Source organism: Photobacterium sp. WH24 (assembly GCF_019204055.1).
GTDB lineage: Bacteria > Pseudomonadota > Gammaproteobacteria > Enterobacterales > Vibrionaceae > Photobacterium > Photobacterium arenosum.
In genome coordinates, this window is the sequence record NZ_JAGSOZ010000013.1 from 19,974 (window position 1) to 46,404 (window position 26,431).

The 26,431-nt window shown below is 52.2% G+C and carries 23 protein-coding genes; 8 read left to right on the forward strand and 15 right to left on the reverse strand.

The genetic code is table 11. The features are described 5' to 3' along the window. Positions 1-293 precede the first annotated feature (293 nt). From KCG43_RS15490 to KCG43_RS15540, 11 genes are all read right to left on the reverse strand, one after another. Positions 294-1,928, reverse strand: a complete 1,635-nt coding sequence (locus KCG43_RS15490; RefSeq protein WP_218386056.1) for a methyl-accepting chemotaxis protein — start codon at positions 1,926-1,928, stop codon at positions 294-296. A gap of 23 nt (positions 1,929-1,951) precedes the next feature. Continuing rightward, positions 1,952-2,212 carry a hypothetical protein gene (locus KCG43_RS15495; protein WP_218386058.1) on the reverse strand — a complete coding sequence of 87 codons (261 nt, stop codon included), beginning with the start codon at positions 2,210-2,212 and terminating at the stop codon, positions 1,952-1,954. A gap of 420 nt (positions 2,213-2,632) precedes the next feature. Then, positions 2,633-2,965, reverse strand: coding sequence for a nitrite reductase small subunit NirD (nirD, locus tag KCG43_RS15500; protein ID WP_192017693.1), 333 nt, complete (start codon positions 2,963-2,965; stop codon positions 2,633-2,635). Further along, positions 2,962-5,490, reverse strand: a complete 2,529-nt coding sequence (gene nirB / locus KCG43_RS15505) for a nitrite reductase large subunit NirB (RefSeq protein ID WP_218386216.1) — start codon at positions 5,488-5,490, stop codon at positions 2,962-2,964. The genes nirD and nirB overlap by 4 nt, the downstream gene beginning before the upstream one ends. A 47-nt stretch (positions 5,491-5,537) precedes the next feature. Further along, entirely contained in the window at positions 5,538-6,362 is an 825-nt protein-coding gene (locus KCG43_RS15510) for an ABC transporter ATP-binding protein (protein ID WP_192017694.1), read from the reverse strand. 25 nt (positions 6,363-6,387) lie between these two features. Continuing rightward, entirely contained in the window at positions 6,388-7,359 is a 972-nt protein-coding gene (locus tag KCG43_RS15515; RefSeq protein WP_218386061.1) for an ABC transporter permease, read from the reverse strand. Between the two features lie 12 nt (positions 7,360-7,371). Then, positions 7,372-8,715 (reverse strand): CmpA/NrtA family ABC transporter substrate-binding protein, encoded by a 1,344-nt coding sequence (locus KCG43_RS15520; RefSeq protein WP_370630702.1) that lies wholly within the window; start codon positions 8,713-8,715, stop codon positions 7,372-7,374. Positions 8,716-9,010: 295 nt separating this feature from the next. Next, complete coding sequence (locus KCG43_RS15525) at positions 9,011-9,625, reverse strand: ANTAR domain-containing response regulator (protein ID WP_218386066.1); 615 nt, start codon at positions 9,623-9,625, stop codon at positions 9,011-9,013. Between the two features lie 78 nt (positions 9,626-9,703). Continuing rightward, positions 9,704-10,555, reverse strand: coding sequence for a uroporphyrinogen-III C-methyltransferase (gene cobA, locus KCG43_RS15530; protein WP_192017698.1), 852 nt, complete (start codon positions 10,553-10,555; stop codon positions 9,704-9,706). Then, the gene (locus KCG43_RS15535) at positions 10,552-13,224 is read right to left on the reverse strand and encodes a nitrate reductase (RefSeq protein WP_218386068.1); all 2,673 of its coding nucleotides are present in this window, start codon (positions 13,222-13,224) and stop codon (positions 10,552-10,554) included. Before KCG43_RS15535 ends, cobA begins: the two co-directional genes overlap by 4 nt. A gap of 273 nt (positions 13,225-13,497) precedes the next feature. Beyond that, entirely contained in the window at positions 13,498-14,418 is a 921-nt protein-coding gene (locus KCG43_RS15540; protein ID WP_218386071.1) for a DMT family transporter, read from the reverse strand. A gap of 91 nt (positions 14,419-14,509) precedes the next feature. Here KCG43_RS15540 and KCG43_RS15545 point away from each other — a divergent pair, with 91 nt between their 5' ends. After that, a complete protein-coding gene (locus tag KCG43_RS15545) occupies positions 14,510-15,409 on the forward strand; it encodes a LysR substrate-binding domain-containing protein (protein ID WP_218386073.1) in 900 nt (299 codons plus the stop codon). A 14-nt stretch (positions 15,410-15,423) separates the two neighbouring features. Here KCG43_RS15545 and KCG43_RS15550 read toward each other — a convergent pair whose 3' ends face one another. Further along, on the reverse strand, positions 15,424-16,416 hold the full coding sequence (locus tag KCG43_RS15550) for a hypothetical protein (protein ID WP_218386075.1): 993 nt from the start codon (positions 16,414-16,416) through the stop codon (positions 15,424-15,426). A 368-nt stretch (positions 16,417-16,784) separates the two neighbouring features. On the opposite strand from KCG43_RS15550, the gene KCG43_RS15555 reads away from it, so the two are divergent. The 7 genes from KCG43_RS15555 (at position 16,785) to KCG43_RS15585 (ending at position 23,070) form a co-directional block, all read left to right on the forward strand. Further along, positions 16,785-17,183: a DUF2170 family protein gene (locus KCG43_RS15555; RefSeq protein ID WP_192017703.1), complete on the forward strand. Its 399-nt coding sequence runs from the start codon at positions 16,785-16,787 to the stop codon at positions 17,181-17,183. Continuing rightward, positions 17,180-17,866: a PspA/IM30 family protein gene (locus KCG43_RS15560; protein WP_218386079.1), complete on the forward strand. Its 687-nt coding sequence runs from the start codon at positions 17,180-17,182 to the stop codon at positions 17,864-17,866. Before KCG43_RS15555 ends, KCG43_RS15560 begins: the two co-directional genes overlap by 4 nt. 68 nt (positions 17,867-17,934) lie before the next feature. Continuing rightward, entirely contained in the window at positions 17,935-18,963 is a 1,029-nt protein-coding gene (locus KCG43_RS15565; protein ID WP_218386082.1) for a potassium channel protein, read from the forward strand. Between the two features lie 17 nt (positions 18,964-18,980). Then, entirely contained in the window at positions 18,981-19,616 is a 636-nt protein-coding gene (locus KCG43_RS15570) for a YjfK family protein (RefSeq protein ID WP_192017706.1), read from the forward strand. Positions 19,617-19,659: 43 nt separating this feature from the next. After that, a complete protein-coding gene (locus tag KCG43_RS15575) occupies positions 19,660-20,076 on the forward strand; it encodes a DUF350 domain-containing protein (RefSeq protein ID WP_192017707.1) in 417 nt (138 codons plus the stop codon). 11 nt (positions 20,077-20,087) lie between these two features. Continuing rightward, on the forward strand, positions 20,088-20,699 hold the full coding sequence (locus tag KCG43_RS15580; protein WP_192017708.1) for a DUF1190 family protein: 612 nt from the start codon (positions 20,088-20,090) through the stop codon (positions 20,697-20,699). Between the two features lie 394 nt (positions 20,700-21,093). Further along, positions 21,094-23,070: a BCCT family transporter gene (locus tag KCG43_RS15585; RefSeq protein ID WP_218386083.1), complete on the forward strand. Its 1,977-nt coding sequence runs from the start codon at positions 21,094-21,096 to the stop codon at positions 23,068-23,070. Between the two features lie 292 nt (positions 23,071-23,362). Here KCG43_RS15585 and KCG43_RS15590 read toward each other — a convergent pair whose 3' ends face one another. Genes KCG43_RS15590 through KCG43_RS15600 form a run of 3 tightly spaced genes read right to left on the reverse strand, consistent with a single transcriptional unit; the run spans position 23,363 to position 26,403 of the window. Further along, positions 23,363-24,112: a sulfite exporter TauE/SafE family protein gene (locus KCG43_RS15590; RefSeq protein ID WP_218386085.1), complete on the reverse strand. Its 750-nt coding sequence runs from the start codon at positions 24,110-24,112 to the stop codon at positions 23,363-23,365. Beyond that, the gene (locus KCG43_RS15595; protein ID WP_218386087.1) at positions 24,112-24,636 is read right to left on the reverse strand and encodes a cupin domain-containing protein; all 525 of its coding nucleotides are present in this window, start codon (positions 24,634-24,636) and stop codon (positions 24,112-24,114) included. Before KCG43_RS15595 ends, KCG43_RS15590 begins: the two co-directional genes overlap by 1 nt. A gap of 24 nt (positions 24,637-24,660) precedes the next feature. Then, a complete protein-coding gene (locus KCG43_RS15600) occupies positions 24,661-26,403 on the reverse strand; it encodes an FAD/NAD(P)-binding protein (protein ID WP_218386088.1) in 1,743 nt (580 codons plus the stop codon). Positions 26,404-26,431 lie beyond the last annotated feature (28 nt).

Here is a 26,431-nt window from a genome sequence, read left to right on the forward strand (position 1 = left end):
ATTCATAGCCCTGGCTATCGCACCCCAACAAAATACATTTCTAATTTATTATCATATGGTTAAGTCGTCATTCCCGCGAAGGCGGGAATCCATATCGCACGGTATCAGAAGCAAATGAAGATCGGATGCATTCATTTAACCCTAGGTTATATTCTCCACCGTCACTGGCTCCCCGCCTTCGCGGGGATGACAGGGAGAGGCGGGGATGACATTTTCTACCTTTATATCGATGAGTTAATCAAAAAGTCACCGCAAAAACGAATTCCATATATTTCACAATCCAAAGCTGGCGATTAGGCCAGCTTAAACCGGTTGATCATCGTCATGAGATCAGCAGAGACATGGATTAACTCATCGCTTGCCTGCGCCATTTGGTTTGACTCTGTCGCCACCGACAGGGACATATCCTTCAGGCTGACCACATTGCAGTTAATGTCGTTCAGGGTCAGGGTTTGTTGCTCTGTGGCGGTGGCGACATGCTGGTTCATCGCCTGAATGGTCTGGACTTCGCCATTGATGATGTTCAGGGCTTCACCGGCTTCGATGGAGATTTTCGACGCGTTACTGGCTTTTTCTGTGCCTGTTGCCATCACTTTCACCGCATTTTCTGCGCCGTGCTGAAGTTGCTCGACGATTTTCTGGATTTCCAGCGTCGATTCCTGAGTGCGCTGCGACAGGGTTCTGACTTCATCGGCAACCACGGCAAAACCGCGTCCGGCTTCCCCGGCACGGGCGGCTTCAATCGCGGCATTTAATGCCAGCAGGTTGGTTTGCTCGGCAATCCCGCGAATTACTTCCAGTACGGTATCCACATTGCGGCTGTTGGCGGCCAGTTGCTCTACCACCTTGCTGGCCTGGTCAATATTATCCGCCAGCAGATTGGCTTCTTCGACATTTCTGTCAACAATGGTTTTTCCATTCAAGGTGCCTTTGGCCGCTGACAAACTGGCGTCGTTAGCTTCGACCGTGCGGCGGCTGACTTCTTCTACCGTCGCCAGCATTTCGTTCATGGCGGTTGCCAATTGTTCAACATCGTTTTGCTGCTGGTTTAAATTGCCATCGACGGTATGAATTGATGACGACACCTGATTGGCAGCCGTCGCAACCTGAGTGCCCGCCGTACTGATCTGCACCATGATCTGCTGAACCGATGCGACAAACTGATTGAAATACCGTGACAGATCCACCAATTCCCGCGCGCCTTCTTCTCTGAGGCGCTGGGTTAAATCGCCTTCACCACGGGACAGGGCTTTCATCGCACCCACGGTCTGTTTCAGTGGCTTGGTAATTGAACGGATCATCAGCGCAATCAGAACAGACAGCACGACCAGCATGATACCGACATTCGTCAGTGAGATAATTTCAGCTTTCTGTACATCCGTCTGCAGCGCCTGCATATTCATACCACTGCCAACCAGCCATTGCCACGGGGCGAATTCCAGCACATAACTGGTTTTAGCCTCAGACGCATTGGTACTCTGGCCACTGTGCCAAGCATAATCGACAAAACCCCCGCCGTTTCTGGCTTCGACATATAACTGACGCACAAACTGAAAGCCTTCCGCATCTTCCAGACCCATTGTATTGGTGCCAATCAGGGACTTCACGCCCGCCAGTTGAATCCCGTTTCGGTCGTTCACAAAGATATAATTGCCCTGATCAAACCGCATGGCTGCAATGGCCGCAATGGCGTCAGACTTCGCCTGAGGTTCACTCAGAACACCGGACTGACTGAGCCCGTGGTAGTACTCAATCACGCTGATAGCACTCTCGACCAGATTCACCACTCCCCGTTCATAATTGTCTCGCATAAATTCACGCGATTTGCTGGCATTCACAAAGGTATTCACCACTAATCCTACGGCAAACAAAGCCAGCAGCATCCATATTCGTGCAGCAATACTTAATCCAGAAAACCAGCTTTTCATTCTGTCCTCTCCTTTGCCCGTACTCACTGACTATCATGCGGTGCAGCCAATCCCTGACCTTCCGGACAGAGAGGATGCTGCCGATGCAATTCACGCATTTTGTCCTGATTCATTGCCAAGTCCTCACCGCTATGCGCAACAAAGTGATTCACAGCATCTTCGAGTGTGGTCAGTAAAATGTGCGACCGAGCTTGCTGTTGCTCAACCGTTTCTTTTTCTGCTTCTGCGTTATTAGTGGCTTGTTGAATGTGCTTATCCCTGGCCTTCTGAAATACCTGATTCATACGGTTTCCTTATTGTCATGAGGTTCAAAACAATCAATACCGACACTGTGCAGCCTACAGCCCGAATGCATCCGCAATGATCAATAGCCATTTCCCGCCAGCGTATTTTGAGAACATTTCCAAAATGTCTTTTGAGAGTCTTCCTGTATGAATAGATGAGCATAGAAGTAATGGGAAAAACGCTGTTGTGAAATTTGATAACGCTCAAAATTCACACAAAAGGTACAGATTGACTGACAATAAAATTGGTAATTCCCAGAATGATGTTTTTTACCAGCGTCAATTTTTCGACAATGTAAGCCATTGAATGAAAAAGCCAGCCATGAGGATCCTCTGGCTGGCTCGTACCGCGTCACGCAATGATGCGGGCTTTTTTTATTCTCTGAGTGAGGTGCAATTTGTCGTATTAACCGGGTGCGTTTATGAAGTTGTGTCTATCCACACCTCCCCTTTCTCTACTTTCACTGGCCAGACAGGCACACTGACGTCGGGCTGTTCCAGGCACTGGCCGGTTTGCAGGCTAAAATGCTGTTTATACAGGGGTGAGGCCACACACACTTCCCCTTTGATGTCTCCCACTATGCCTCTGGCAATCACAAACGCCTTACCGATGGGGTCCCAGTTATCCAGCGCAAAGACCGCTGGCTCTTGGGTTGGCAGGTAAAAAAGGGCCAGTTGCCGCCCTCCCACTATTGCGCCCATACCTGAATTGGTAATCAGGGCATCCAGATCGCAGACTTTATCCCAGCTCATGCGCCCTCCTGTTCTGTTTGCTGAATTAACTCCGCCTTAGGATCGACCATCCGGACCGGAATACGCTGACCGCGTTCGCGTCGGTAATCCGGTGTTGCAGCGGCGTCACCTTCATTGACAAAGCGGCGGAAGCGGGCCAGTTTTTCCGGCGTTGACAAGGTGGTTTTCCATTCACATTGGTAGGTATCCACCACATGATTCATTTGCGCTTCAAGCTCGGCGTTGAGGCCCAGGCTGTCTTCCACCACTACACTGCGCAGGTAGTCCAGACCGCCTTCCAGATTTTGCAGCCACACTGAGGTGCGCTGCAGCTTATCGGCCGTGCGGACATAAAACATCAGCACCCTGTCTATCATGGTCACCAGCTCATCGGTAGACAGATCAGACACCAGCAGATCCGCATGGCGCGGGCGCATCCCGCCGTTGCCGCAGACATACAGGTTCCAGCCATTTTCTGTCGCAATCACACCGATATCTTTACTCTGTGCTTCGGCACATTCCCGGGTACAACCGGACACGGCAAACTTGAGTTTGTGCGGTGAGCGGAGGCCCTTGTAACGGTTCTCCAGCATAATGGCCAGGCCCATTGAGTCATCCACACCATAGCGGCACCAGGTGGAACCAACGCAGGATTTGACAGTTCTCAATGACTTGCCGTAGGCATGACCGGTTTCAAATCCGGCGTCAATCAGCGCCTGCCAGATATCCGGTAACTGTTCGAGCTGAGCGCCAAACAGATCGACACGCTGGCCTCCGGTGATCTTGGTGTACAAATCATATTGTTTAGCCACTTCCCCTAACACAATCAGTTTTTCCGGCGTGATCTCGCCGGCCGGTATCCGAGGCACGACAGAATAACTGCCGTCTTTTTGCATGTTAGCCAGGAAGGCATCATTGGTGTCCTGTAGCGGCTGATGCTTGGCATCCAGAACATGTTCATTCCACAAAGAGGCAAAAATCGAGGCGGCGGCGGGTTTACAAACATCACAACCCATCCCCTGACCATGGCGGGCGATCAGCTCGTCAAAACTGCGGATTTGCTCGACTCGGGCAAGATGAAACAGCTCCTGACGGGTATAAGCGAAGTGTTCGCAGATATGGTTATTAACTTCCATGCCCAGGGCGGCCAGCTCTTCATCGAGTATGGCTTTCACCATAGTGCTGCAGCCGCCGCAGCCTGTGCCGGCCTTGGTGCAGCTTTTTAATTCAGACAGCTCGTGCGTCCCGGCCTGAACCGCGTCGGCAATGTCACCGCGTGTCACATTGTGGCAGGAACAAATAATGGCACCGGCGTCTTTGCTGCCCTGCAAAGAAGAGCAATCAAACAGCAGCTCGGCCGGATGAGCAGGCAGCGGCATGCCATTGAGGTAGCATTGCAGCAAGGCATCATAGTCCTGATTATCACCAATCAGGATCGCCCCCAGCAGTTTGTCGCCGGCATCATTCACCACCAGCTTCTTGTAGACACCGGCGCGCATGTCCTGCAGCACCATCTCCTGGCAACCTTCGCCCTGACCCAGCGAGTTGCCTATGGCAGACACATCGACGCCCATCAGTTTCAGCTTGGTGCTCATATCCGCTCCGCTGAACCGGCTGTCACCGCCAAGAATCTGGTCTGCCGTAATACGTGCCATGCTGTAACCCGGTGCCACCAGCCCAAAGATTCGCTGCTGCCACAGGGCGCATTCTCCGATGGCGTAAATATCCGGATCGCTGGTCTGGCAGGCATCGTTGATCACAATGCCGCCGCGCTCGCCGATCTCCAGACCACACTGGCGCGCCAGCGTATCCTGCGGCCGGATACCGGCAGAGAAGACGATCACATCCACTTCCAGCGGCTCATGGTCGCTGAAGTTCATTCTGTGAAAAGCGGTTTCACCATCAGTGATCGCCGTAGTAGCACGCTGAGTGTGGACCTGCACACCCAACTCAGACACTTTGCTTTTCAGCAGCGCACTGCCTGCATCATCAATCTGCACCGGCATCAGCCGGGGCGCAAATTCCACCACATGGGTTTCCAGACCCAATAAACGCAATGCGTTTGCCGCTTCCAGCCCGAGCAGGCCACCGCCCACTACGGCACCGGTTCTGGCACCGGCACAGGCGGTTTTGATGGACGACAAATCATCCAGGGTACGGTAGACAAAGCAGTTGTCCCGGTCGCTGCCCTGCACAGGCGGCACAAAGGGGAATGAACCGGTTGCCAGCACCAGCTTGTCATAGGCCAGCTGGGTATCGCTGGCGAGTGTCACTCTTTGCTTGTCGCGATCGATAGCCACAACCTGCTCACCGAGCAGCAACTCAATGCCATTGTCCTGATACCACTGCTCACTGCTGAGCAGCAGATCCTGATGTTCGCTGCCGGAAAACAACGATGACAGATGCACCCTGTCGTAAGCGACAAAGCGCTCTTCACCCAACACAATGATCTGATAACGCTGATGAGCGTTCTTCGCCACCAGTTGTTCAATAAGGTGATGGCCGACCATGCCGTTGCCCACCACCAGTAATTTTTCTCTTTGCATCAACATAATACTCTCCTGCACATTCGCGATGTCACTGCTGCGCCCGATCAGGCCACTTTCTTGTTGCTTTTCTTGTCCGGGATCGGCTCCACTTTGCGTTGTTTCTCATAAAGGAAACGCAGCACGCTTTGTCTCAGCCGCTGATAAACCGGATCATCGGCCAGCGCGACCCTGTCCCTTGGTCGCGGTAAATCGATATCCAGCACCTCACCGATCGTCGCCGCCGGGCCGTTGCTCATCATCACGATGCGGTCTGACAGCAGCACCGCCTCATCAACGTCATGGGTGATCATAATGACGGTGTTATTCAGCTCGGCCTGAATTGCCATCAAAGCATCCTGCAGATGCGCCCGCGTCAGCGCATCCAGCGCGCCGAAGGGCTCGTCCATCAGCAGCACTTTAGGCTGCATGGCCAACGCCCTGGCAATGCCGACCCGTTGTTTCATCCCACCGGAAATTTCATCCGGCCGCTTGTCGTGGGCGTGATCCATCTGCACCAGTTGCAGGTAATGCATCACTTCATCACGGATCGCGGCCGACGCTTTGCCTTTGCAGGCCTGCTTCACCGCCAGTTCGACGTTCTGGTACACCGTCAGCCAGGGCAGCAAAGCATGATTCTGAAACACCACAGCCCGCTCAGGGCCCGGACCGTCAATTTCACGGCCTTCCAGGATCACCCCGCCGTCAGTTGCATCGAGCAAGCCCGCAACCAGATTAAGCACAGTGGATTTACCACACCCTGAGTGACCAATCAGAGAAATGAACTCTCCTTTATTGATGGTGAAGTTGACGTCTTTCAGCGCCACAAACTCGCCGTTTGGCGTCGGAAATCGCATTCCCAGATAACTGAGCAATAAATATTCGCGTGACATGGTTCTCTCCTTGTCTTCAGCTGACTCAGCGCAGGCTCAGCTGTTTATTCCATGAAAAATGTCGTTGCAGGCTGAGCATGCCGCGATCGAGCAGCAAACCAATAAAACCTATGGTCACAACGGCCACCATGATTCTGCCCAGTGATGCTGAGCTGCCGTTTTGAAACTCATCCCAGACGAACTTGCCCAGCCCCGGGTTTTGCGCCAGCATTTCAGCGGCGATCAGTACCATCCATGCCACACCGAGTGACAAGCGCAGACCGGTGAAAATCATGGGCACAGCAGACGGCAGCACTATGGTTCTGACATGCTGCCAGCGCGACAGCTTGAGCACCCGGCTGACGTTGAGCAGATCGTTATCGACCGCTGTGACGCCCACAGCCGTATTGATCAAGGTCGGCCACAGGCTGCACATCGCAACGGTAAACAGTGAATTGAGAAAAGACTTAGATACCAGCGGATCGTCACTGACATAGAGCGCACTCACCACCATAGTGACGATGGGCAGCCAGGCCAGCGGCGACACCGGTTTTAACAGCTGAATCACAGGGTTAAAGGCCGCGTACAGGCTCTTGTTCAGCCCCAGCACGATCCCGGCAGGAATGGCTAAAGCAGAAGCCAGCAGGAAACCGGCGGCCACTGTCAGCAAACTGGTGCCAATCTGATCAAAGAAAGTCGGTTTACCTGTGTACTCACGGGTTTTCACCTCTGCCTGCGGATTTTGCGCCAGCGTGGCCGCATTGCGTTTTTCCTGACGCTCGTAGAACGCGGCTTCGCGGCTGCGTTCACGCTGATGTTCGTCCACCAGACCGCTAAATTGCTGCCAGGTCTGCGCGGGACCAGGTAAGGTTCCCAGCGAGGTATTGACCTGACTGGCCGCCAGATGCCAGATCACCAGAAAGACAAGCAGTCCCAGTGCTGGAAAAGCCAGTCCGCGACTGAAATGAATCACCTTGGCCGGTTTCGGGATAGCCGGTAATGTGAGAATCGATGCCATGAGCGGTACTCCTTACAGTGTGTCGTCGCCTTTCAGACCAATCGCGAACTTGTTGAGGTAGGCATTGGGCTGTTGGCCATCAAAAGTGATCTGATCGATAAAACCTTGCTGCGGAGGACGGAAACCGTCTTCCTGATCAAAGTCAGGAAAATCGGCCGCAGTCAGCTTGCCTTCTTCGATTAAGGCTTCAGCGGCCTGACGGTAGATATCCGGGCGGTAGACTTGTCTGGCGATCGACATATACCAGTCATCAGATTTCGCTTCAGGGATCTGCCCCCAGCGACGCATCTGGGTCAGAGTCCAGACGGCATCACTGTAATACGGATAGGTGGCGTGGTAGCGGAAGAACACATTGAAATCCGGCGCCGGGCGGATATCGCCTTTTTCATATTCGAAGGTGCCCGTCATACTGTTGGCAATCACCTTGGCATCTGCCCCCACATACTGGCTGCGGGCGAGTAAGGCCACCGCTTCTTGCCGGTTGGCATTGTTTTTTTCGTCAAGCCAGTGAGCAGCCCGGATCAGGGCTTTCACCACACGAATATGGGTATTGGGATAGGCATCTGCCCAGGCTTTGCTGACCCCGAACACTTTCTCCGGGTTGTTACGCCAGATGTCGTAATCGGTAATCACCGGCACGCCTATACCTTTGGATACGGCCTGCTGATTCCAGGGTTCGCCGACGCTGTACCCCTGAATGGTCGCGGCCTCCAGCGTCGCGGGCATTTGCGGCGGTGGAGTGACGCTCAGCAGCACATCAGCCTGACGCTGGCCGCTGTTATCGCCGTGGGCCGGATCGTAATACCCCGGATGTATTCCCCCGGCAGCTAACCAGTAACGCAGCTCATAGTTGTGTGTGGAGACAGGAAACACCATGCCCATGTTGAACGACTTACCTTGCGCCTGATACGAGGCAATCACAGGTTTAAGCACGCTGGCACTGATTGGGTGCCGGGGGGTGCCGTTGTCTGTTTTCGCTATGTTCGGCTTGATCGCGTCCCAGACGTTATTGGCAACCGTAATGGCATTGCCGTTGAGATCCATGCTGAACGCCGTGATCACTTCCGCTTTGGTCCCTATACCTACGGTGGCGCCAATCGGCTGTCCGGCCAGCATGTGGGCGCCATCCAGCTCGCCGTCAATCACTCTGTCCAGCAGCACTTTCCAGTTGGCCTGAGCTTCCAGTGACACGTACAGGCCTTCGTCTTCGAAGAAGAAGTTTTCATACGCCACGGCCAACGGGGCCATATCGGTCAGCTTGATAAAGCCGAACTTCAATTCATCTTTTTCCGGCGGACCTACCTGGGCCTGTGCCGACAGCGATATCAGACTGGCACTTGCGATGCCGGCTATCATCCATCGATTGATCGATTCCATATCCAAACCTCTTCCATAGATAAAAAACAAAGCGTTAAAAACAAAAAACGCCGCTCTCCCCGAAAGGAGCAGCGACGTTGCTGTATTGATCAATTTTTTCAGTGGCGCGTGACGTTAGCGCGGGTTTATACCGGCTAGACCACCTTACCTTTAATTCACCAGTCTCTGCTCTGTAGATCCCCGCCTACGCGGGGATGACAGGCTAATGCCACCGGCATTCTCTCGCTCTCTCGTCATTCCCGCGCAGGCGGGAATCCATTAGCGTATTACCGGGTCATAAACGGTTCAGGCTCAGCAGCAGGTTTTTCGCAATCTGGCCTAAACTCTGGCTGTTGTGCATGGCGGCCTCACGAAGCAGGCGATAGGCTTCTGCCTCATCCAGCCCCTGATGCTTCATCAGCAGTCCTTTGGCCTGCTCCACCAGCCGCCTGTCCTCAAGGCGGCGATTCAGCGTCGCCAGCGCATTTTCCATCTGACTCTGGCTGTCCCTGACCTGGCATGCCCTTTCTACCCATACACTCAGCGCCGTTGCTGAGTCCGCCGGTAAAAGCACATAGCCATTAGGTGCAGGGAGCCGGTCGATATCCTGATGCTCAAGCTGCCGGAGCAGTACCACCAGCGGCCACCGTTGGCTGTCTGCATGGTCTACCAGCATCCTCAGCTCGGCATCAGCTCTGGCCCAGTTGATCACCAGTGCACTGCCCTGCGTCTGTGCCGTCAGTGCCGCAAGCTGGCTGAAGCGACAACCGATAACATTGTCATATCTGGCCGCCAGTTCGCCGGTCAGCTTTGCCTGTTCCCGGGTACAGTCGCTGCAAACCAGTATCTGACTGATGTCTTTATGGCTGGCGGCAACTTGCTTTCGATCTGACTTTTCTGGCTTGGCCATTGGCCTGTCTTCCTTGTACACAATGGTTCAACACGCATTCATACATAAAGAAGCAAGCAATCAGCCACTTAGTCAAAATCAGCCGTAAAATACCTCTTTAGGGTTAGTCTCAGCGGCATCGTTGCAGTTAAGTGCTTGATTCAGGGTTGCACGCAGTTCAACCACATCGCCGATAATGAGTAATGCCGGAGACTGTCCTTTTAACTCCTGCCCCAGTTTGGTGAGCTTGCCCAATGACGACACATGGACTTTCTCCTCCGGCGTGCAGCCTTTAATGACCACAGCCAGCGGGGTGTCCTTGCTGAGGCCACCCAGTGTCAGGCCGCTTTGGATCTCTCTGGCCTGCTCAAGCCCCATATAAAAGACTATGGTTTGCCCCGCGCCGATTAACTGCGCCCAGGCAGGTAACGCGCCGGACACCACATGGCCGGTGACCAGAGTGACTGAACGGGACATTTCTCTGTGCGTCAGCGGGATAGAGGTGGATGCCGCGCAGCCAATGGCAGCGGTAATGCCGGGCACGAAATCAAACGGGATTGCCTCTGCCGCCAGCGCCAGCCCTTCTTCCCCGCCTCGGCCGAAGATCAGCGGGTCGCCGCCTTTCAGGCGCACCACATAGCGGCCTTGTCTGGCCTGCTCTATCAGTACCTGATTAATGGCTTCCTGCTTCATGCTGGGCTGGCCGCAACGCTTACCCACATAGATACGCTCAGCATCCGGGTTCGCCATCGCCAGAATGGCATCGCTGACCAGGCGGTCATACACCAGCACTTCTGCCTGCTGGATGGCCTTGAGGGCTTTTAAGGTCAGCAGTTCAGGATCGCCCGGCCCCGCTCCCACCAGACTGACGGAAGGGCGACGCGGCACTGACTGGAGCCGGGTTACCGTCGCTGCGCTGTGTGTCGATATCATTGGTTTTACTGTACTCATACCTGTTCTCCTTCCGTCACTGCTTCTTCCGTGTTCACTTGCGTCTGTCTGAGCAGCGCCTTTACTTCGCCAAGGCAAGACCCGCAGTTAGAGCCGCATTTCAGTTGCGCCTGCAATCCCGCCAGGCTGGTCAGTCCATTGCGCTCAATGGCTTGTACAATCTGTCTGTCCGTTACCCTGAAGCAGCTGCACACCAGTTTTGAGGGGGCCTGTCCCTGCATCGCCAGTGCCAGAAAAGCACTGACCGAAAACGCCTTATCAAACAAGCCGGTATAGGGCTGGGGATCAGACCGGAGTGGCTGCTCGCTCACTAGGCACATGGCGGTTAACCGGCTGTCGGCTGTCATCAGAGCCGTCCAGTCGCCGTTACCTGTACCGTCCATCACCAATGCCTGCGGCGTGATGCCATACAGATGGGATTTAGACAGCGGCGTGCGGCAGGCAAAGCGCCAGATATTGATCGTTTCTCCGGTCTGGAAACTGAGGAAATCTGTCTCAAACGGCGGTGGCAGCGCGCCCATCCAGATCCCGTAACTGGCTGCCCGGGCCGGTGACAGCGTCACAGCCGCCGATTTAAAGGCAGGCTGGCCCGACACGGGATCAACCTCAGGCGCAACCATCTGATTGACCCGGCTGGCAAAACCAAATTCCCCTGCCCAGTGCATCGACATGTAGAGCTGGTTTGACGACAGGCCATCATCGACCGCCAGCTTGGCCAGCATGCTGTTGCCGTCATAACCCAGTGACACCAGCTGTCCTTCGCTGAGCTGATATTTACTGGCCGAGAGCGGATGAATATACACAGTCGGCTCCGTTTCGCTTTCGGCCAGCCTGGCTATGTGCCCGGTGCGCGTCATGGTGTGCCATTGGTCGCGCTGGCGTCCGGTATTGAGCCACCAGACGCCGGGCTGGACCTCTTTTTCGCTATGATGAACAGTGATCAGATTGGCGCGGCCGCTGGCAGTCGGAAAGACCCCGTCACTGAACAGGTGTGACTCTCTGCCCAGCGGCCAGCGCTGCGGCTGCCAGTTGGCATATTCGGCATCTGTCATTGACGCTAACGCTGAAATATCAAACAGATAAGGCGAATTTTGGTTAATGCGGCTCAAGGCCGCGTATTCGCGATACACATCCGCCACAGTGGCGAAATCAAACCCGCTGAAGCCCATTTCTTTAGCCACTTCACAGATAGCCCACCAGTCGGCTTTGGCCTCGCCGGGAGGAGGCAAAAACGCCCGCTGACGGGAGATCATTCTTTCAGAGTTTGTCACCATGCCGTCTTTCTCGCCCCAGCCGGCCGCCGGCAGCAGCACATCGGCAAATGCCGTCGTGTCCGCTTCCGGTGAAATATCAGACACCACCACGCACTCACAGCGCGCCAAGGCTTCCGCCACTTTGCAGCTGTCAGGCAAAGACACCACAGGATTGGTCGCAATAACCCAGACAAACTTGATCTTGCCCTGATGAATAGCCTCAAACAGCTCAACCGCTTTAAGCCCGGGTTGAGTGGCCATATTCGGCGCCTGCCAAAAATCGCCGACTGCTGAGACAGATTGCGGATCAAAGCCTCTGTGAACCGCCAGCTGATTTGCCAGCCCGCCGACTTCACGGCCGCCCATGGCGTTGGGTTGCCCGGTCAGCGAGAATGGTCCGGCCCCCGGTTTACCGATTCGCCCGGTGGCCAGATGGCAGTTAATAATCGCGTTGGCTTTGTCGGTGCCGTTGGCCGACTGATTAATACCCTGACAAAACAGGGTCAGGGTACGCGGGGAATCTTTGAACATCGCATAAAAAGCGTTGAGCTGCTCCCGGCTCAGTCCCAGCGTCTCAGCGCAGCGAGCCAGACTGTAAAGGTCACGGCTGATTTCAGCTTTCAGCGACGCAAAGCCCTCACAATGCCTCGCGATAAAATCGTCATCCAGCGCATGATGATCAGACAAATAACGCAACAGGCCGTTAAACAACAGCACATCGCCGTCGTTCGCAATCGGCAGATGGAGATCGGCCTGCTCCGCCGTTGTCGTGCGCCTGGGGTCGATCACGACCAAACGCAGATCCGGGTTTGCTTCACGGGCCTGCTGAATACGGCGAAACAGTACCGGGTGCGTCCAGGCGGTATTGGCACCGACGATGACGATAAGATCCGCTTTTGCGATATCGTCATAATGAACCGGTACCAGATCTTCACCGAATGCCCGGTTATGCGCCGCTACCGCCGAGGACATACAGAGCCGTGAATTGGTGTCGATATTGGCTGTACCAATAAAGCCTTTCATCAGCTTGTTGGCGACATAGTAATCTTCTGTCAGCAACTGACCGGAGACATACATAGCCACACTGTCCGGGCCGTATTTGGCAACCGTCTCCTTCAGCTTCTGTGCGATAGCGCCGGTGGCAGCAGACCAGCTGACTTCCTTGTCCCCCAGGCGCGGATACAGCAGGCGATTGGGTATGTTCAGGCTTTCTTTCAGCGCAGATCCTTTGACGCAGAGCGCCCCATGATTGGCAGGGTGAGAGACATCACCAACTATTTCAGGCTGCTTGGTCAGGCTGCCGGGCTGAAACTTGCCTTTCACCGCCACACCACAGCCTACACCACAATAGGGACAGGCAGATTTCACTGCTTCACCTTGCTTACATCCTGCAACCTGACCGGCTGTGTTGCTCATATTCTTCTCCTTCGCGTCCCGCTTAGCGCCGGTTTCAGGCATAAAAAAAGCCACGCCCCCGGGAGAGGACGTGGCTGCAATGCCTAAAACCAAAGTATCAAGTGTTGAATGTCGTGTACTTTGGTTGTATTGCATCTTGTGTGCCAGTTTTCATCAAACAGCCAAAGTTGTTTTATTTCAGATGATTACCGCTGATAACACCACCACCACATGATGTCGCGCAGGTTAAGACAGCCAATCTTAGTGCACAACTGCACTGAGTTGGGGAGCCCCTTAGCCAAGCCGCGCCTGCCGCTGCCTGAACCACACCGGGCCGAACGTGTTGAACAGGGTCGCCAGTACAATCAGGCTGACACCCACCACTTTGTTCCACACCAAAGTCTGCTCAAAGAAGCTGATCTGCCAGATGAAAGCAAACAGCAGGTTGGTCAGAATAAGGGGCGCCAGGCTGGAGCCGGATTCCACCAGGCGGTAGGCTTTGACCCGAAAGACCTGAGTATTAACGATGCAAACGGCCAGCAACAGCAACGAGGGTAACAGCAGCGATTGCAGATCGGTTAACTGCTGCCAGCTGGCTGCCAGCCTGTCAGTGCTGTGGGTAAAGAGAACCAGCGGCAGCAACATCAGACTGGCGAGCGTAAAGCACCAGGCATTTAAGCCAAAGGCCGACATGCTCCCTTTACTCACCCGGTACAGGCTGACCTGGGATCCGGCATTGAACACCCCCGCCGCTACCCCGATGATCAACTCCGGCCGCAGGGCATAACCGCCGGCATTACCTGCCATTAACACCACCCCTAAAAAGGTGATCATCAGATTCATGACTGTCATCGGCGGAATCCGGGTGTGAAATAACAGTTTTTCTAACACAGGAATAAACAGCGGACCGGTACTGAACAGCACCACAGTTTCCACCAGACTCAAATGGCTCAGTGAAAAGAGGAAACATAGCTGAGCGGCAGCAACGCAAAAGGCTCGGATCCCCAGTGACTGCCAGAGCTTTTTGCTGTCGGGTACGGCCCACTGAGTCAGCGACATCAGCCACATCAGTAACACGGCTGGTATTGAGAATCGCAGAAAACTGAGCATTTCTATGCTGATCTGATCACTTAACAGTTTGGACACCAAACCGTTTACCGACAGACTGAAGGTGGAAGCCAGCATGAAAAAAAGAGGGCGCAAATCTGTTGTCATTAAGTACTCCTTAGCTGGTGAGGAGTCTAACGAGGTTACAAATGATAAAAAAGCGAATAATATTAACCAAAACTGTTAGAAAAACTTACAGATGAGAAAACTCGTAGCACTGAAATCACTCTATGCTTTTGTAGCAGTGGCAGAAACGGGCAGCATGACTGACGCCGCTGAAGTCCTGCATGTCAGTCATTCGGCTATCAGCCAGGCGATAAAGTCACTGGAAAACCAGCTTGGCCTGCCGTTGTTCCAGCGGGTGGGCCGCCGGGTGGAGCTGAACCGAAATGGCCGCAAATATTACCGCCAGGTGGCTCCGGCACTCGAACAGATAGTGTCAGCCGGTGAAGCCTTGCAGCAGCAGAACCCGCACCGGCTGACACTGAACATGGTGAACTCGCTGGCGCTGCACTGGTGGATCCCCAGAGTGCCCGATTTTCAGGCTCTGGCGCCTCAGATTGATATTCGTATTTCTACCCTGACCCATGTGTTTGATCTCGACAAAGAGGGGGTAGACGTTGCTTTGATCCACGGCCGTTCGGATGACTGGCAAGGCTATCATTGCGAAAAACTCGGTGACGACCAATTGATCCTGGTTTGCGCGCCGTCACTCATCGATACCGGCAGTGCTCTCAGCGCAGACGCCATGCTGTCGGCCCATCACCCCATTTTTGTCACCAACCCAAGGCGTGAGAACGACTGGCAAATCTGGTGTCAGGCCAATCAGTTGCCGGTGCCGGCACAGCGCCACAACCTTTGCTTTACCGCTTCGATCCAGGCGGTGCAGGCAACGCTGAGGGGATTGGGTATTTTGGTCACTCATCGCCTGTTTGTCAGAGATGAAATCAGGCAGGGACTGCTGACAGAAATCGGCCCGTCGGTGCGCAATCCATACCAGTCCTACTATTTTGTCTGCCAGAAAGATAAGCTTGTTCAGGAAAGCGTATTGACGCTGCGGGCCTGGCTGCATCATGAATTCCGGCTGGCCAGTGCATAAAACACTGGCACCGATTACTCTTCTTCCGCCAGCAGCAGGTAATCTGAGAACAGGAAGTTGCCTAACAGCATTGACTGATTTTCAGCGCCATCGAAATAATCCAGATAAAAGCGCACCAGTACATAGCCGGGAGAATCCCCCTGACCGAGATCTAAAATGTTGAGGGGGATTTCCAGCGCTTTGTCCTGCTGATGCTGAAGTACGACAGGCTCGGCCAGAATCACAGTCTCATCATTCTCCGGCCCCAGGCTCATCCCTTGTGCGGGAACCGTGAGCCTTGGCGGTACATGCTCGCCGGGATAACCCGTCTGGGCCGGGGACGTGACAACAAATACCCGCTCACTGCGCACACCATTCAGGGTCGCCTCCCTTGCCCCGTTGTTGGTAAAGCTGAAACGCAGTGTGGGCTGCAACCCGGCATTCACCTCATCTTCTATATAAGCCACAGGTTGGGGTAAATCACTCAAAGGCAGGTTGGATAACTTTCCCAGTTCGTCGTAGCGGTAGTAATGCTGCTCACCGTCATCATGGATATAAATATCCAGCCGTGACAGCAAACTGCCTTTGGCGTCCGGATCGCGTTTGATATGGTATATGTACAGCGCATTCTGGCGCGTATTCGCCTGTAGCAGCCCTTCAACCACCAACTGAGAGGGCGAGGCAAACTGCTTCATCTGATCCGTATGCTGAAGATAACCGGGATCGCCGCATAATAACCAGGGAGGCATGATGGCTGACCAGCGCTGGCACTCACCAGACATGGGATCTTGTTCAGTCGACGTCTCTCGCTCAGCAATCAGGGCGTTATACTCTTTCTGACTCATGATGATCAGTTCGGGCAAAAGGAACACCGACTTTTCGCCCGAAAACGGCGCCAGTTCAATGCCGGAAAGGTGCAACTCAGCCGGGCGGGTGTTATGTGTGTAAATATTAAGTACAACAGCACCCAGGATCATAGCGAGCAACAGCGGCAGTATGAACCTTAACAACAGATTTTTTTTGGTCATGGCGACAACTCAGCAATCAGCACCAGGAGATTGTGCTAAGTATAGCCTTCATGCGGGTACTATTATTTGCGGCTCTGACCGTTACGCTCGCTGAACCAGTGCCGCGATAGATTCGCCGGAATAAATAACACCTTGTTTCTTCAGGTACGTATCACAAAATCACACGATAAAAGGCAAAACCCGCATTCAATTATGAGCAGAAGGGCATACTCAGTCGCTCATTTAACCTATATTAGAGCACTCAACGGCACCTTTATGTTCCTGTCCTGTATCATCACCAGTCAGGAACTTCATCAGGTGGCAACAGTCGAATGCTTTTGTGCGACTGTATAACAGATGTATTTTTTCTAAATCTAAGGATGCTGACTATGTGGCAACTCTCCGATCTGGCTCCCCTGCTGTCTGACCATGACGGTTGGGAGGTCGACGTACAGGGTCAGGCGTTACTGATCCATAATGAAGACAACATTGAAGCTTTTCTGGCGGTTTCAGGTGAGCAGATTCTGGTTGAAGTCTTATTATTTGACGCCGGACAGGTGAAAGACACCGATGCACTGAACCGTGAAATACTGCGTACACATAAAATGTTCCCGCTGTCGACCATAGGTATCAACGCGATCAACGGCAATGACTATTACGTTGCCTTTGGTTCACTGTCTTCCCAGTCAAAAGCAGAAAGCGTTGTGATTGAAGTCGCCACGCTTTTCCGTAATGTTGAAGCCTTTATTGATTTGTACCAGGACTTCCTCAAGGAGCAAACGGCATGAGTGTCTGGAAAAAACTCTTCACCGCAATGAAAGGCGGTGCCAACGAAGCCGCAGAAGCCGTCGCAGACAGCCAGGCGCTGCGTATTCTCGATCAGGAAATCCGTGAAGCCAAAGCGGAACTGCGCCGCTCTGATGAGGCACTGGTTGGCATAGTAGCCAAACGTAAACTGTCTCAGCAAAAAGTGGAAAGCTTTAATCTGGGGATCACCGAATACGAAGCCTATGCCCGTAACGCGATGGAAAAAGGCCAGCAGGACTTAGCGCTGGAATGTGCACAGAAAGTCGCCAACCTGCGCAATGAACAGCAGGCAGAACAGACGTATCTGGATCAGTTCACTCAATCCGAGCAGACACTGAGAACCAACATTGCCCAGGCCAAAGATAAACTTCGTCAGCTAGAGCAACAAGTGGATGTTGTAAAAGCCAATGAAGCGGTGCAAAAAGCGCAGTCTGCGGTGTCATCCGGTCATGTTGGTGCCAATGCCAAAATGCATACCGCAGCTTCGTCGCTGGAGCGTCTCAAGCAGCGTCAGGCAGAAAAAGCCGCTCAGCTGGAAGCTTCTGCGGAAATGGCAGCCGAACAATCAGGCAGTGCGCTGGACAAGAAACTGGCCGACGCCGGAATCAAGAGCGGGGGCACAGCCTCTGCCGAAGATGAACTGGCACGCATTCTTGGTCGATAATAAGCGGTAACTCCGGGGGCTGAGGTCATTGCTGTGGCTGCTCAGCCCTTAGGATTGAGGAGAAATGCATGTCTATCTGGTTGTTGGTCCGCCGTTGGGCCCATCAACAATTCAATCAACTCAATGGCCGAAATCTGCTCATTACGCTGCTGTGCTATGTCGGCTTATCCTGGCTACTTCTTGAACTTGCGGGTGAGCAGGCGCTTACACACTCATTGACTCACTTTTTCTACTATCTTGTCGTGACGGCTTCTACCGTCGGCTACGGTGATTATTCCCCGGCAACTCAAGCCGGAAAGTGGGTGGTCGCCCTGTTCGTCATTCCGGGCGGTTTGGGTCTGTTCGCCATCGGGATTGGCCGCCTGGCTACGCACTTTATTAGCTATTGGAAAAGTGGCTTGCTCGGAAAACGGAGAATTAACGTGGAGAACCATATTCTGGTACTCGGCTGGAATAACCAGCGAACCTTGCACCTGATTAAAATGCTGCAGCACGAAGAACGACAGCGTCGCCATATTGTGCTGTGCGTGCGCCCTGAAATGGAAAACCCGTTGCCGGGTGAGATTGATTTTGTACGTGTTGTCAGCTTTACTGACACCGCTGACATGGACAAAGCCGGTGTCAGCACAGCAAGCTGTATCATCATAGATAACGAGCAAGACGATGTGACGCTGGCGGCGGCACTGTATTGTTCAAGCCGCAATCCCGATGCGCATTTGCTCGCCTACTTCACGGATGAAGGACTGAGCGACTTGCTGAAATCACATTGCCCCAAAGCCGAATGTATTCCGTCCGTGGCGGTGGAAATGCTGGCCAAGGCCGCTGTCGATCCGGGTTCCAGCGAACTGCACCATGAACTGCTGAGTACCCATCACGGCATGACCCAGTATGCGGTACGCTTTCCTGAGACCGCTTCCCCGACACAAGTCAGCCGACTGTTTACCCTGTTCAAAGAAGAACACGAGGCCACTCTGATAGCCATTGATCGCGGGCTGGGTGTGGAATTGAATCCGCCGCTGGATCTGGCCGTATTACCCGGTGCCAACCTGTTCTATATCGCCGATGAACGTGTCAATGATTTCAACTGGCCGTCTTAAACCGGCAAGGAGTAGCTATGTTCGACTGGTTAAAAAAACGCAAGCAAGCCGCAACCACTGAGCCGACAGCCCCCGAGCTCATCGGTCTTCGTTTAGGCGGTGCCTTTGAGCTGGATGATTTGAAACTGCGTCTTACCGAACCGTCTCTGATGATTGAAGGGGCTGCGCGTACCCAGCTCATCCAGGCTGTTGGGGAAGTCTGGCTGGACGAACAAACACGCCTGGTACGCTATTACACCGATGACGAAGGCTTTGTTCAGGTGCTGACCCACGGTGCCGGTGATGCTGATGTCAGCGAGGTAAAACTGTTTTACTTCTATGACAGCAAACCTGTCGATACAGACAGTGAATGGCAGCATTTACTGGACAAAGGGATAGTCAAAGGCCAGTGGCAACTGGAAGACTTCACTTATCAACAAGTGTGGGAAAACAGTCGCCCTGTTGCTATGACAGAGAAAACCTGGCTGCAGAACGGGACGGCCAGCTCTACCGATCAGTTTGTCATGGTGTACGAGCGAGACGCAGAAGCCGGGATGAAAGAAGTGCTTCTGGTGTCTGCAGAAGAGAAAATATTCAACAACAGAGCTGAACGCAGCCTGGTGTTGAGCACAGGATTTGACCTCAGCCCGACAGATTTTAAACTTATTGGCTGAGTCAGATAATAACCACTAAACATTTATAATTTCAGGGATTTCCATGGATCTTTTGACACAATCACTCGCCGGGCTAGGCTCATTTGTCGCTTATTTTGCTATCTCTATCGTGTTCTTAATGCTGTTCAAAGTCATCTTTGTCCGCATTACTCCTTATGACGAATGGAAACTGGTCAAAGAAGAAAAAAACACCGCAGCAGCCATTACCCTTGCCGGTTCAATTCTGGGTTACGCACTGGCGATTTCTGGTGCTGCCAGCAACTCAGTGAACTTCATTGACTTTGCTATCTGGGGTGTCGTGGCATTACTGGCGCAGATGCTTGCCTATGTGATTGTCCGGGTTGGTTTCATGCCCCGTATTGCCGAGCGCATTGAAGCGGGAGAAATTCCTGCCGGCCTGCTGATGGCTGCCACCTCAGTGTCAGTTGGCCTGCTCAATGCGGCCTGCATGACCTATTAAGGGGGACTGTCATGAAACGGACTAAAGACGTCAATCTTTCCGGCATGCGAAAACAATGGCGTCCCTTTGCCATTGCGCCTGTTACCGCTGCCATTACAGCGGGATTGCTGACAGGTTGCAGCGATCCGCAGGAAGATGCCGTGATCTACCATACGGTCAATGACTGTAAAGATGACAACCCGGGCTATTCCGAACAGTGTGAAGCGGCCTATCAGAATGCACTCAAGGAAGCTGAGCGCACGGCACCGAAATACAAAAACTTGCAAGAGTGTACCACTGAGTTCGGAACGAACTCTTGCATGAAATCAACGGAAAACAACTGGTTCATGCCTGCAATGGCCGGCTTTATGTTTGCCCGATTGCTGGACAGTAACCGCGGTTACTACAGCCAGCCAATGTTCAGCTCCTACTATCCGGGCAGCCGTTATTACGGCCGCTGGACCACTTCCGACGGCTACGACTACGGTTCATACCGCTATAAAAAGTCAAAGATCAAAGTCGGCCCGGAGCAGATGAAACCCAAGCCTACCGTCAGCCGCACCATCTCGCGCGGGGGCTTTGGCTCCAGTGCTGCAGCAAAATCCAGTTGGGGCAGCTCTTCCAGCCGGAGCTGGGGGGGATAATAGGTTCCGACTTGATCCAGAGCGCCGACAGGCGCTCTTTTCATTAAAACTTACAGCTCAAAACAATCGTCCACGAATTTTTATCAGCCACCCCCAAACTGATATATTTTCCTTAATAAACAACAATATATATTAACACTTAGAGCATAAACGCAAAAACAGACCAAGATCACACTTTGAACACTAAGCAAAATATTGATAATATCCTCACGTTTTTCATAAGCAGAAAATCTGAAATACCTGCTTTACATGAGGTCTAGACGCAGTATTTTGCGTCCAACATGGCCTATTTCACTGTCCGTTAAATTGATCTACATCAATTTTCACTAAGGCCTCTGCCACTATCATGGCGCTCCCCTAATCGGACATAGCAACCGTAAGATTTGAAGGATTTATGGAAATTAAGTCAGATTTAAATAAACCGGTATTTTTTACCTCGGCAATTTTCATTGCCGCGCTCTCTTTTATAGGTGTGATGTGGCCGCAAGCCATGGAATCCTATTTTAAAAACATTCAAGGCTGGATCATCACACAGGCTAGCTGGATCTACATCCTGGCTGTAGCCATCTTTTTGATTTTCCTCATTCTGGTCATGTTCAGCCGCCTGGGTGATATCAAACTGGGGCCCGATCACTCCGAGCCTGATTACAGCTACAGCTCCTGGCTGGCGATGCTGTTTTCCGCTGGCATGGGCATTGGCCTGATGTTCTTTGGCGTCGCAGAGCCAGTCATGCACTTCACATCTCCCCCGGTCGGTGATCCGCAATCGGTAGAAGCGGCACGTGAAGCCATGAAGATTACTTTTTTCCACTGGGGACTGCATGCCTGGGGGATCTACGCGCTGGTGGCACTGGCGATGGCCTACTTTGCGTACCGCCATAAACTGCCACTGCTGCCACGCTCTGCCCTGTACCCTATCCTTGGCGACAAAATCTATGGCCCTATCGGTCATGTGATCGACATTTTTGCCGTGATCGGTACGCTGTTTGGTGTGGCTACCTCTTTAGGCTTTGGTGTGGTGCAGGTCAACGCAGGTTTCAACTATCTGTTTGATATGCCACAGAACACCACAGTCCAGGTGCTCCTGATTGCCGCCATCACCCTGATTGCCACCGTCTCCGTTGTCATGGGCCTGGACGGCGGTATCAAGCGTCTGTCGAACATCAATATGTTCCTGGCCGTTCTGCTGCTGGCCGTTGTCATCATTGCGGGTCCAACCGCTCTGATCATGAAGTCTTTTGTACAGAACACCGGGGCCTACCTGAGCGATATAGTCAATAAAACCTTCAATCTCTATGCATACGAGCCGAAGGAAGACTGGATCGGTGGCTGGACCTTACTGTACTGGGGCTGGTGGGTGTCCTGGTCACCGTTTGTGGGTATGTTCATCGCCCGTATTTCACGTGGCCGTACAATCCGCGAATTCCTGGTGGGCGTACTGCTGATCCCATCGCTGTTCGGTTTCCTGTGGTTCACCGCCTTTGGTAACACAGCGATCGATGCCATCATGAATCACGGTGCAACTTATCTGAGTCAGGCGGTGAGTGAAAATGTGCCCGTTGCCCTGTTTAAGTTCTTCGAGCACATGCCTATGTCGACGGTACTGTCAGTCATAGGTGTAGCACTGGTGATCACTTTCTTTGTGAGTTCCTCCGACTCAGGCTCGCTGGTTATCGATACCCTGACCTCAGGCGGTGCGGCTGAGCCACCGGTCTGGCAGCGTATCTTCTGGGCCGTGATTGAAGGTGTGGTGGCCGCTGCGCTGCTGGCTGCCGGTGGTCTGTCTGCCCTGCAAACCATGACCATTGCCAGTGCCTTCCCTATCATGATTCTGATGCTGCTGTTCTGTTACTGCCTGTTCAAAGCACTGCGCAATGACTACATGCTGCAAAACAGTATCCAGACACACAACACCAGCGTGCAGTACACTCAGGCCAGTGTGAGCTGGAAGTCCCGCATTTCGGCCATGGTGAACCATCCGAAGCAGGATGAAGCTGAGAATTTCATGACCTCAACGGCCATACCGGCTTTGAAAAACCTGGTCGAAGAAATGAAACTTCAAGGTCTGGCTGTCAAGCTTCAGGTTTTAGATGAGTCTCGTGTCCGGTTAGTGGTTGAGAAAGAAGATGTGGAAGATTTTGCCTATGGCATTCGCCTGCGCCACTTCGCACTGCCGACCTATGCTAACGAATCGTATGACAATTACTACCGTGCAGAAGTCTTCCTGCTACAGGGCGGCCAGCAATATGATGTGATGGGTTACAACCAGGAACAGATCATTGCTGATGCGTTAACCCAGTACGAACGCCACATGCACTTCCTGCATCTGGCAACGTCGGAAAACATTCAGGAAGAGCCGGCCCTGTCATAAGGTTTCAGCTTTCTGAAAATACTGAAAAAGCCAGCATCGCAACACGGTGCTGGCTTTTTTATATGGGATGTCACTTGATAATAACGTGGTCAGGAGCTTCTTACTTTTTCTTCGCCAAACAAATATTTTTCTTAATTCAGTACCACCAAAGTCTATCGACCAGTCTTAACAAAAAATCCTTTTCCACTTTTTCATTAGTGTGTATTGCTTTCGGCTAACCATGCGATTGCAGAAAGCAGAAAGCTCAGATTAAGATGCGTGAATCTCGATAAGCGGTACACAAAATACGCCGTCAGAGCTTAAGTTGACTAATAATGATGTAGACACCTAAAAGAAGCAGTGAGGAAAAAAATATGCGCTGGAAAACAATGACAGATAAGCGTTGACGTATCCTTCCGCCCATTGCCATTCCGATGAACGCTGGTAGTAAAGCCAATAAAGAAAGGCCGCTGGCAGCAAATGTCAGTATATTTTGCAAAAACAAACCCAGCATCAGCCCGGCAGAGGAAAAGGTGAATAAGATACCCATTGCCTGAACCAATTTTTCTTTGGGTAACCCTGCTGACTGCAGGTAGAACACCCCGGGCACAGCAGAAGAACCCGTGAGGCCGGTAAATATGCCATTACAGGTTCCCATTGCCAGACCAAAAGCATTTTGCCACTTAGCCCGCACAGACAGACGCACATTGAATAAGCCGGTTACAGCGTACAAGCTCAACAAAACACCTAAACAAAAAGACATATAGGCGGTATCAACCATCAGTGCCAGCCAGCAACCGACACCCACTGAAACCGTGGCGGACATGAAAAACAGCCAGTGTTCGCGGCTAAGTGACCGGGCGTGCTTACCGGTAACAGCCTGATAGATATTGGTCAAAAATGCAGGTAATGCGACCATCGACATGGCAGAATGAATGCCAATGACAGTGGTCAGCAAACCCAAAACCACAGGGGGCAGGCCGAGGCCCACCACTCCTTTAATCATGCCAGCAAGCGTAAATACCAGCATGATGATAACGATCGTTGTTGTGTCATACCCCATCAAGCGATCTCTTCTGGCATCAATGGATATACCGATTCAACCCCATACCTGGCAAAATATTCCAGTGCCTCGATCACATCACTGTTTTCCTCCTCGGTAAGCTCCTCAGGTCTGTTCTGCGCAAAGCGGCGAGCCAATCCAAGGATGTCTTGCTTACGATCCTCAATGTAAACCTGCGTATTATCAGCACTTTGTAGCAGCGTATCGAATAATAAAGCCTGCATTTCCTGTGTGTCTTTCACGAATTCAATATCAAAATTGCCAAGCTGTACGAGCACATACCGGCTTTTTTCGCCTTCAGGAGCACCATTGGCAAACCTGTGCTTAACTTGTGACGGTATCTGAAATGCTTTCCCTTTAGGAACCGTAAATAGCTTTCCCAGTTCAGGCAGTTCAATACGGATCATCCCTGCTGAGCAAAAAATCATATCTGAAACCGTCTGATGAAAGTGATAAGGTACCGCTTCATGATCCAGATTAAACAGGCTAACGCGTATCTCGTCCTGATAGTAAAACTCTTTCATTTCCATAATTCCATTTTCCTATATTTATTTTTGGCTTGCTGATTCAGCAACCACAAGTGCCGATTGACCAGTACAAAATACAGACCATTCCTCTGACAACCACATCGCCGCTTCAACAAACGCTGCTGAAAAGTTCCTTTCGTTCTGCCAATATCGAGTCAGCACCCCATAAGACGCAATAAAGGGGGAAGGGATAATCTTTCCCGTTTCCGGATCACGGCACATCACACCATAAGACTCATCACTGTCGAGCATGATCCCCCCAGTGGAATAATGACCTTCCATGTTGGCAAGCAATTCTTCACGCTCTGCTAACGCAGCGACAAGTCTTGACGGATGCAGTGAGAGACGAAAGTCTTGCCCGGATGCACGAATCACAGTATCGACATGCCTTGAAACGTCATGATCATCTTCAATAAACGTTAATTTGTAGTGGTTGTCATGAATGGCAGGGTTAGCAGACGCCTGATAGCCCATTTTTACTGACTCCAACTTTCCGGATTCAAATAAAGCGATAAGCTTTTCTGCATTCGACTGAGGAATAGGTACAGCAATTCGAATAAAGTGGGTATCAAGCTCTTTGTCGTAGATTTCTTTTTCAAACTCATTCAGATGACGATAGAACTTCATTCTGCGAGCCTTAAGAAGAATCGTATGAATCAGGTTATTTTCATGCGGGCACATCACATCAAACCTGAGTTTTTCGTAAGCACTTTTGAACTTTGGTTCTATAATATCCTGCCAACCGATCTTACCGGATGTGGCATCTCTCAGTTCACAATCGATCATGGATAAAATATCAGTCAGACCCAACTTTCTGCCGAGAATCCGTTCAAGCTCACTGAACGAATCTTCCGTAAGGTACTGAAACTGATAATCAACTGATTCCCCCCGCACAGCAGGAAAAAATCCACATCGACTACCAGCCACAATAGTTACAGATGCTTCGTCAGATGCCGGCGTGTAAGCAGTCACATGAGCGCTGTCGGAGTAATGAAACTGCCCTGACTCCGCGAGTGACATTATGGCATCAATCCCACTCGGCCCCATCCCTTTCACAAAACATGTCAGTGTTTTGCCTCGAACGCTTTCAGACCATGACGTCAGACTGGTCCGGAGTTTCGCATAAGGATACGGACTGTTGAGAAACGTATCTGATATCATTGCCCAATCAGTATCTTCAGGCACCCAGTGACCAGTAGAAAGCAGCAGCTTATCTATTCGAGACAGTACTTCTTTGCCACTGCCATCGGAACGTTCAATGACCACGCTAAACTTGCCCGAAAGCCTGTATCCGTCGACCGCGCGGTATCCGTTCAATGATGTGACTTTTATGCCATGGCGACGCGCTTTAAGCACTGTGGCTTTGAAGCGCTCCTCAAGATACACACCAAAGAGTGCTCTTGGATAAAAGGCTTCAGGATCAGGTTCCCACTTACTTAACAACACTGCCGGATGCGTTTCCCGGATAAGAGCCGGAAACTCAGAAGCCAGACGGAGCCGGTTTTCACTCAGCCAGTCATAAAAATCATTCCCGGCAAGCGACATCATCCGGGCCTGGTTATTACAAAGATGGCTGGGTAACAATTCATACGGCGCATAGGGATAACCAGGACCATTCACCGGGCGCTCTTCAATAGTGATGATTTCCACAGACGTAATACGATGCTTGTTATCGATCAAGGCATTAACCAAATGAAAGAATGCAGCCGTTCCGGAAAAACCGGTCCCTACGATACACAACCTTGCTAGATTTGCTTCAGACATAATCTCCCTCTTGAATCATCCCCCGGGA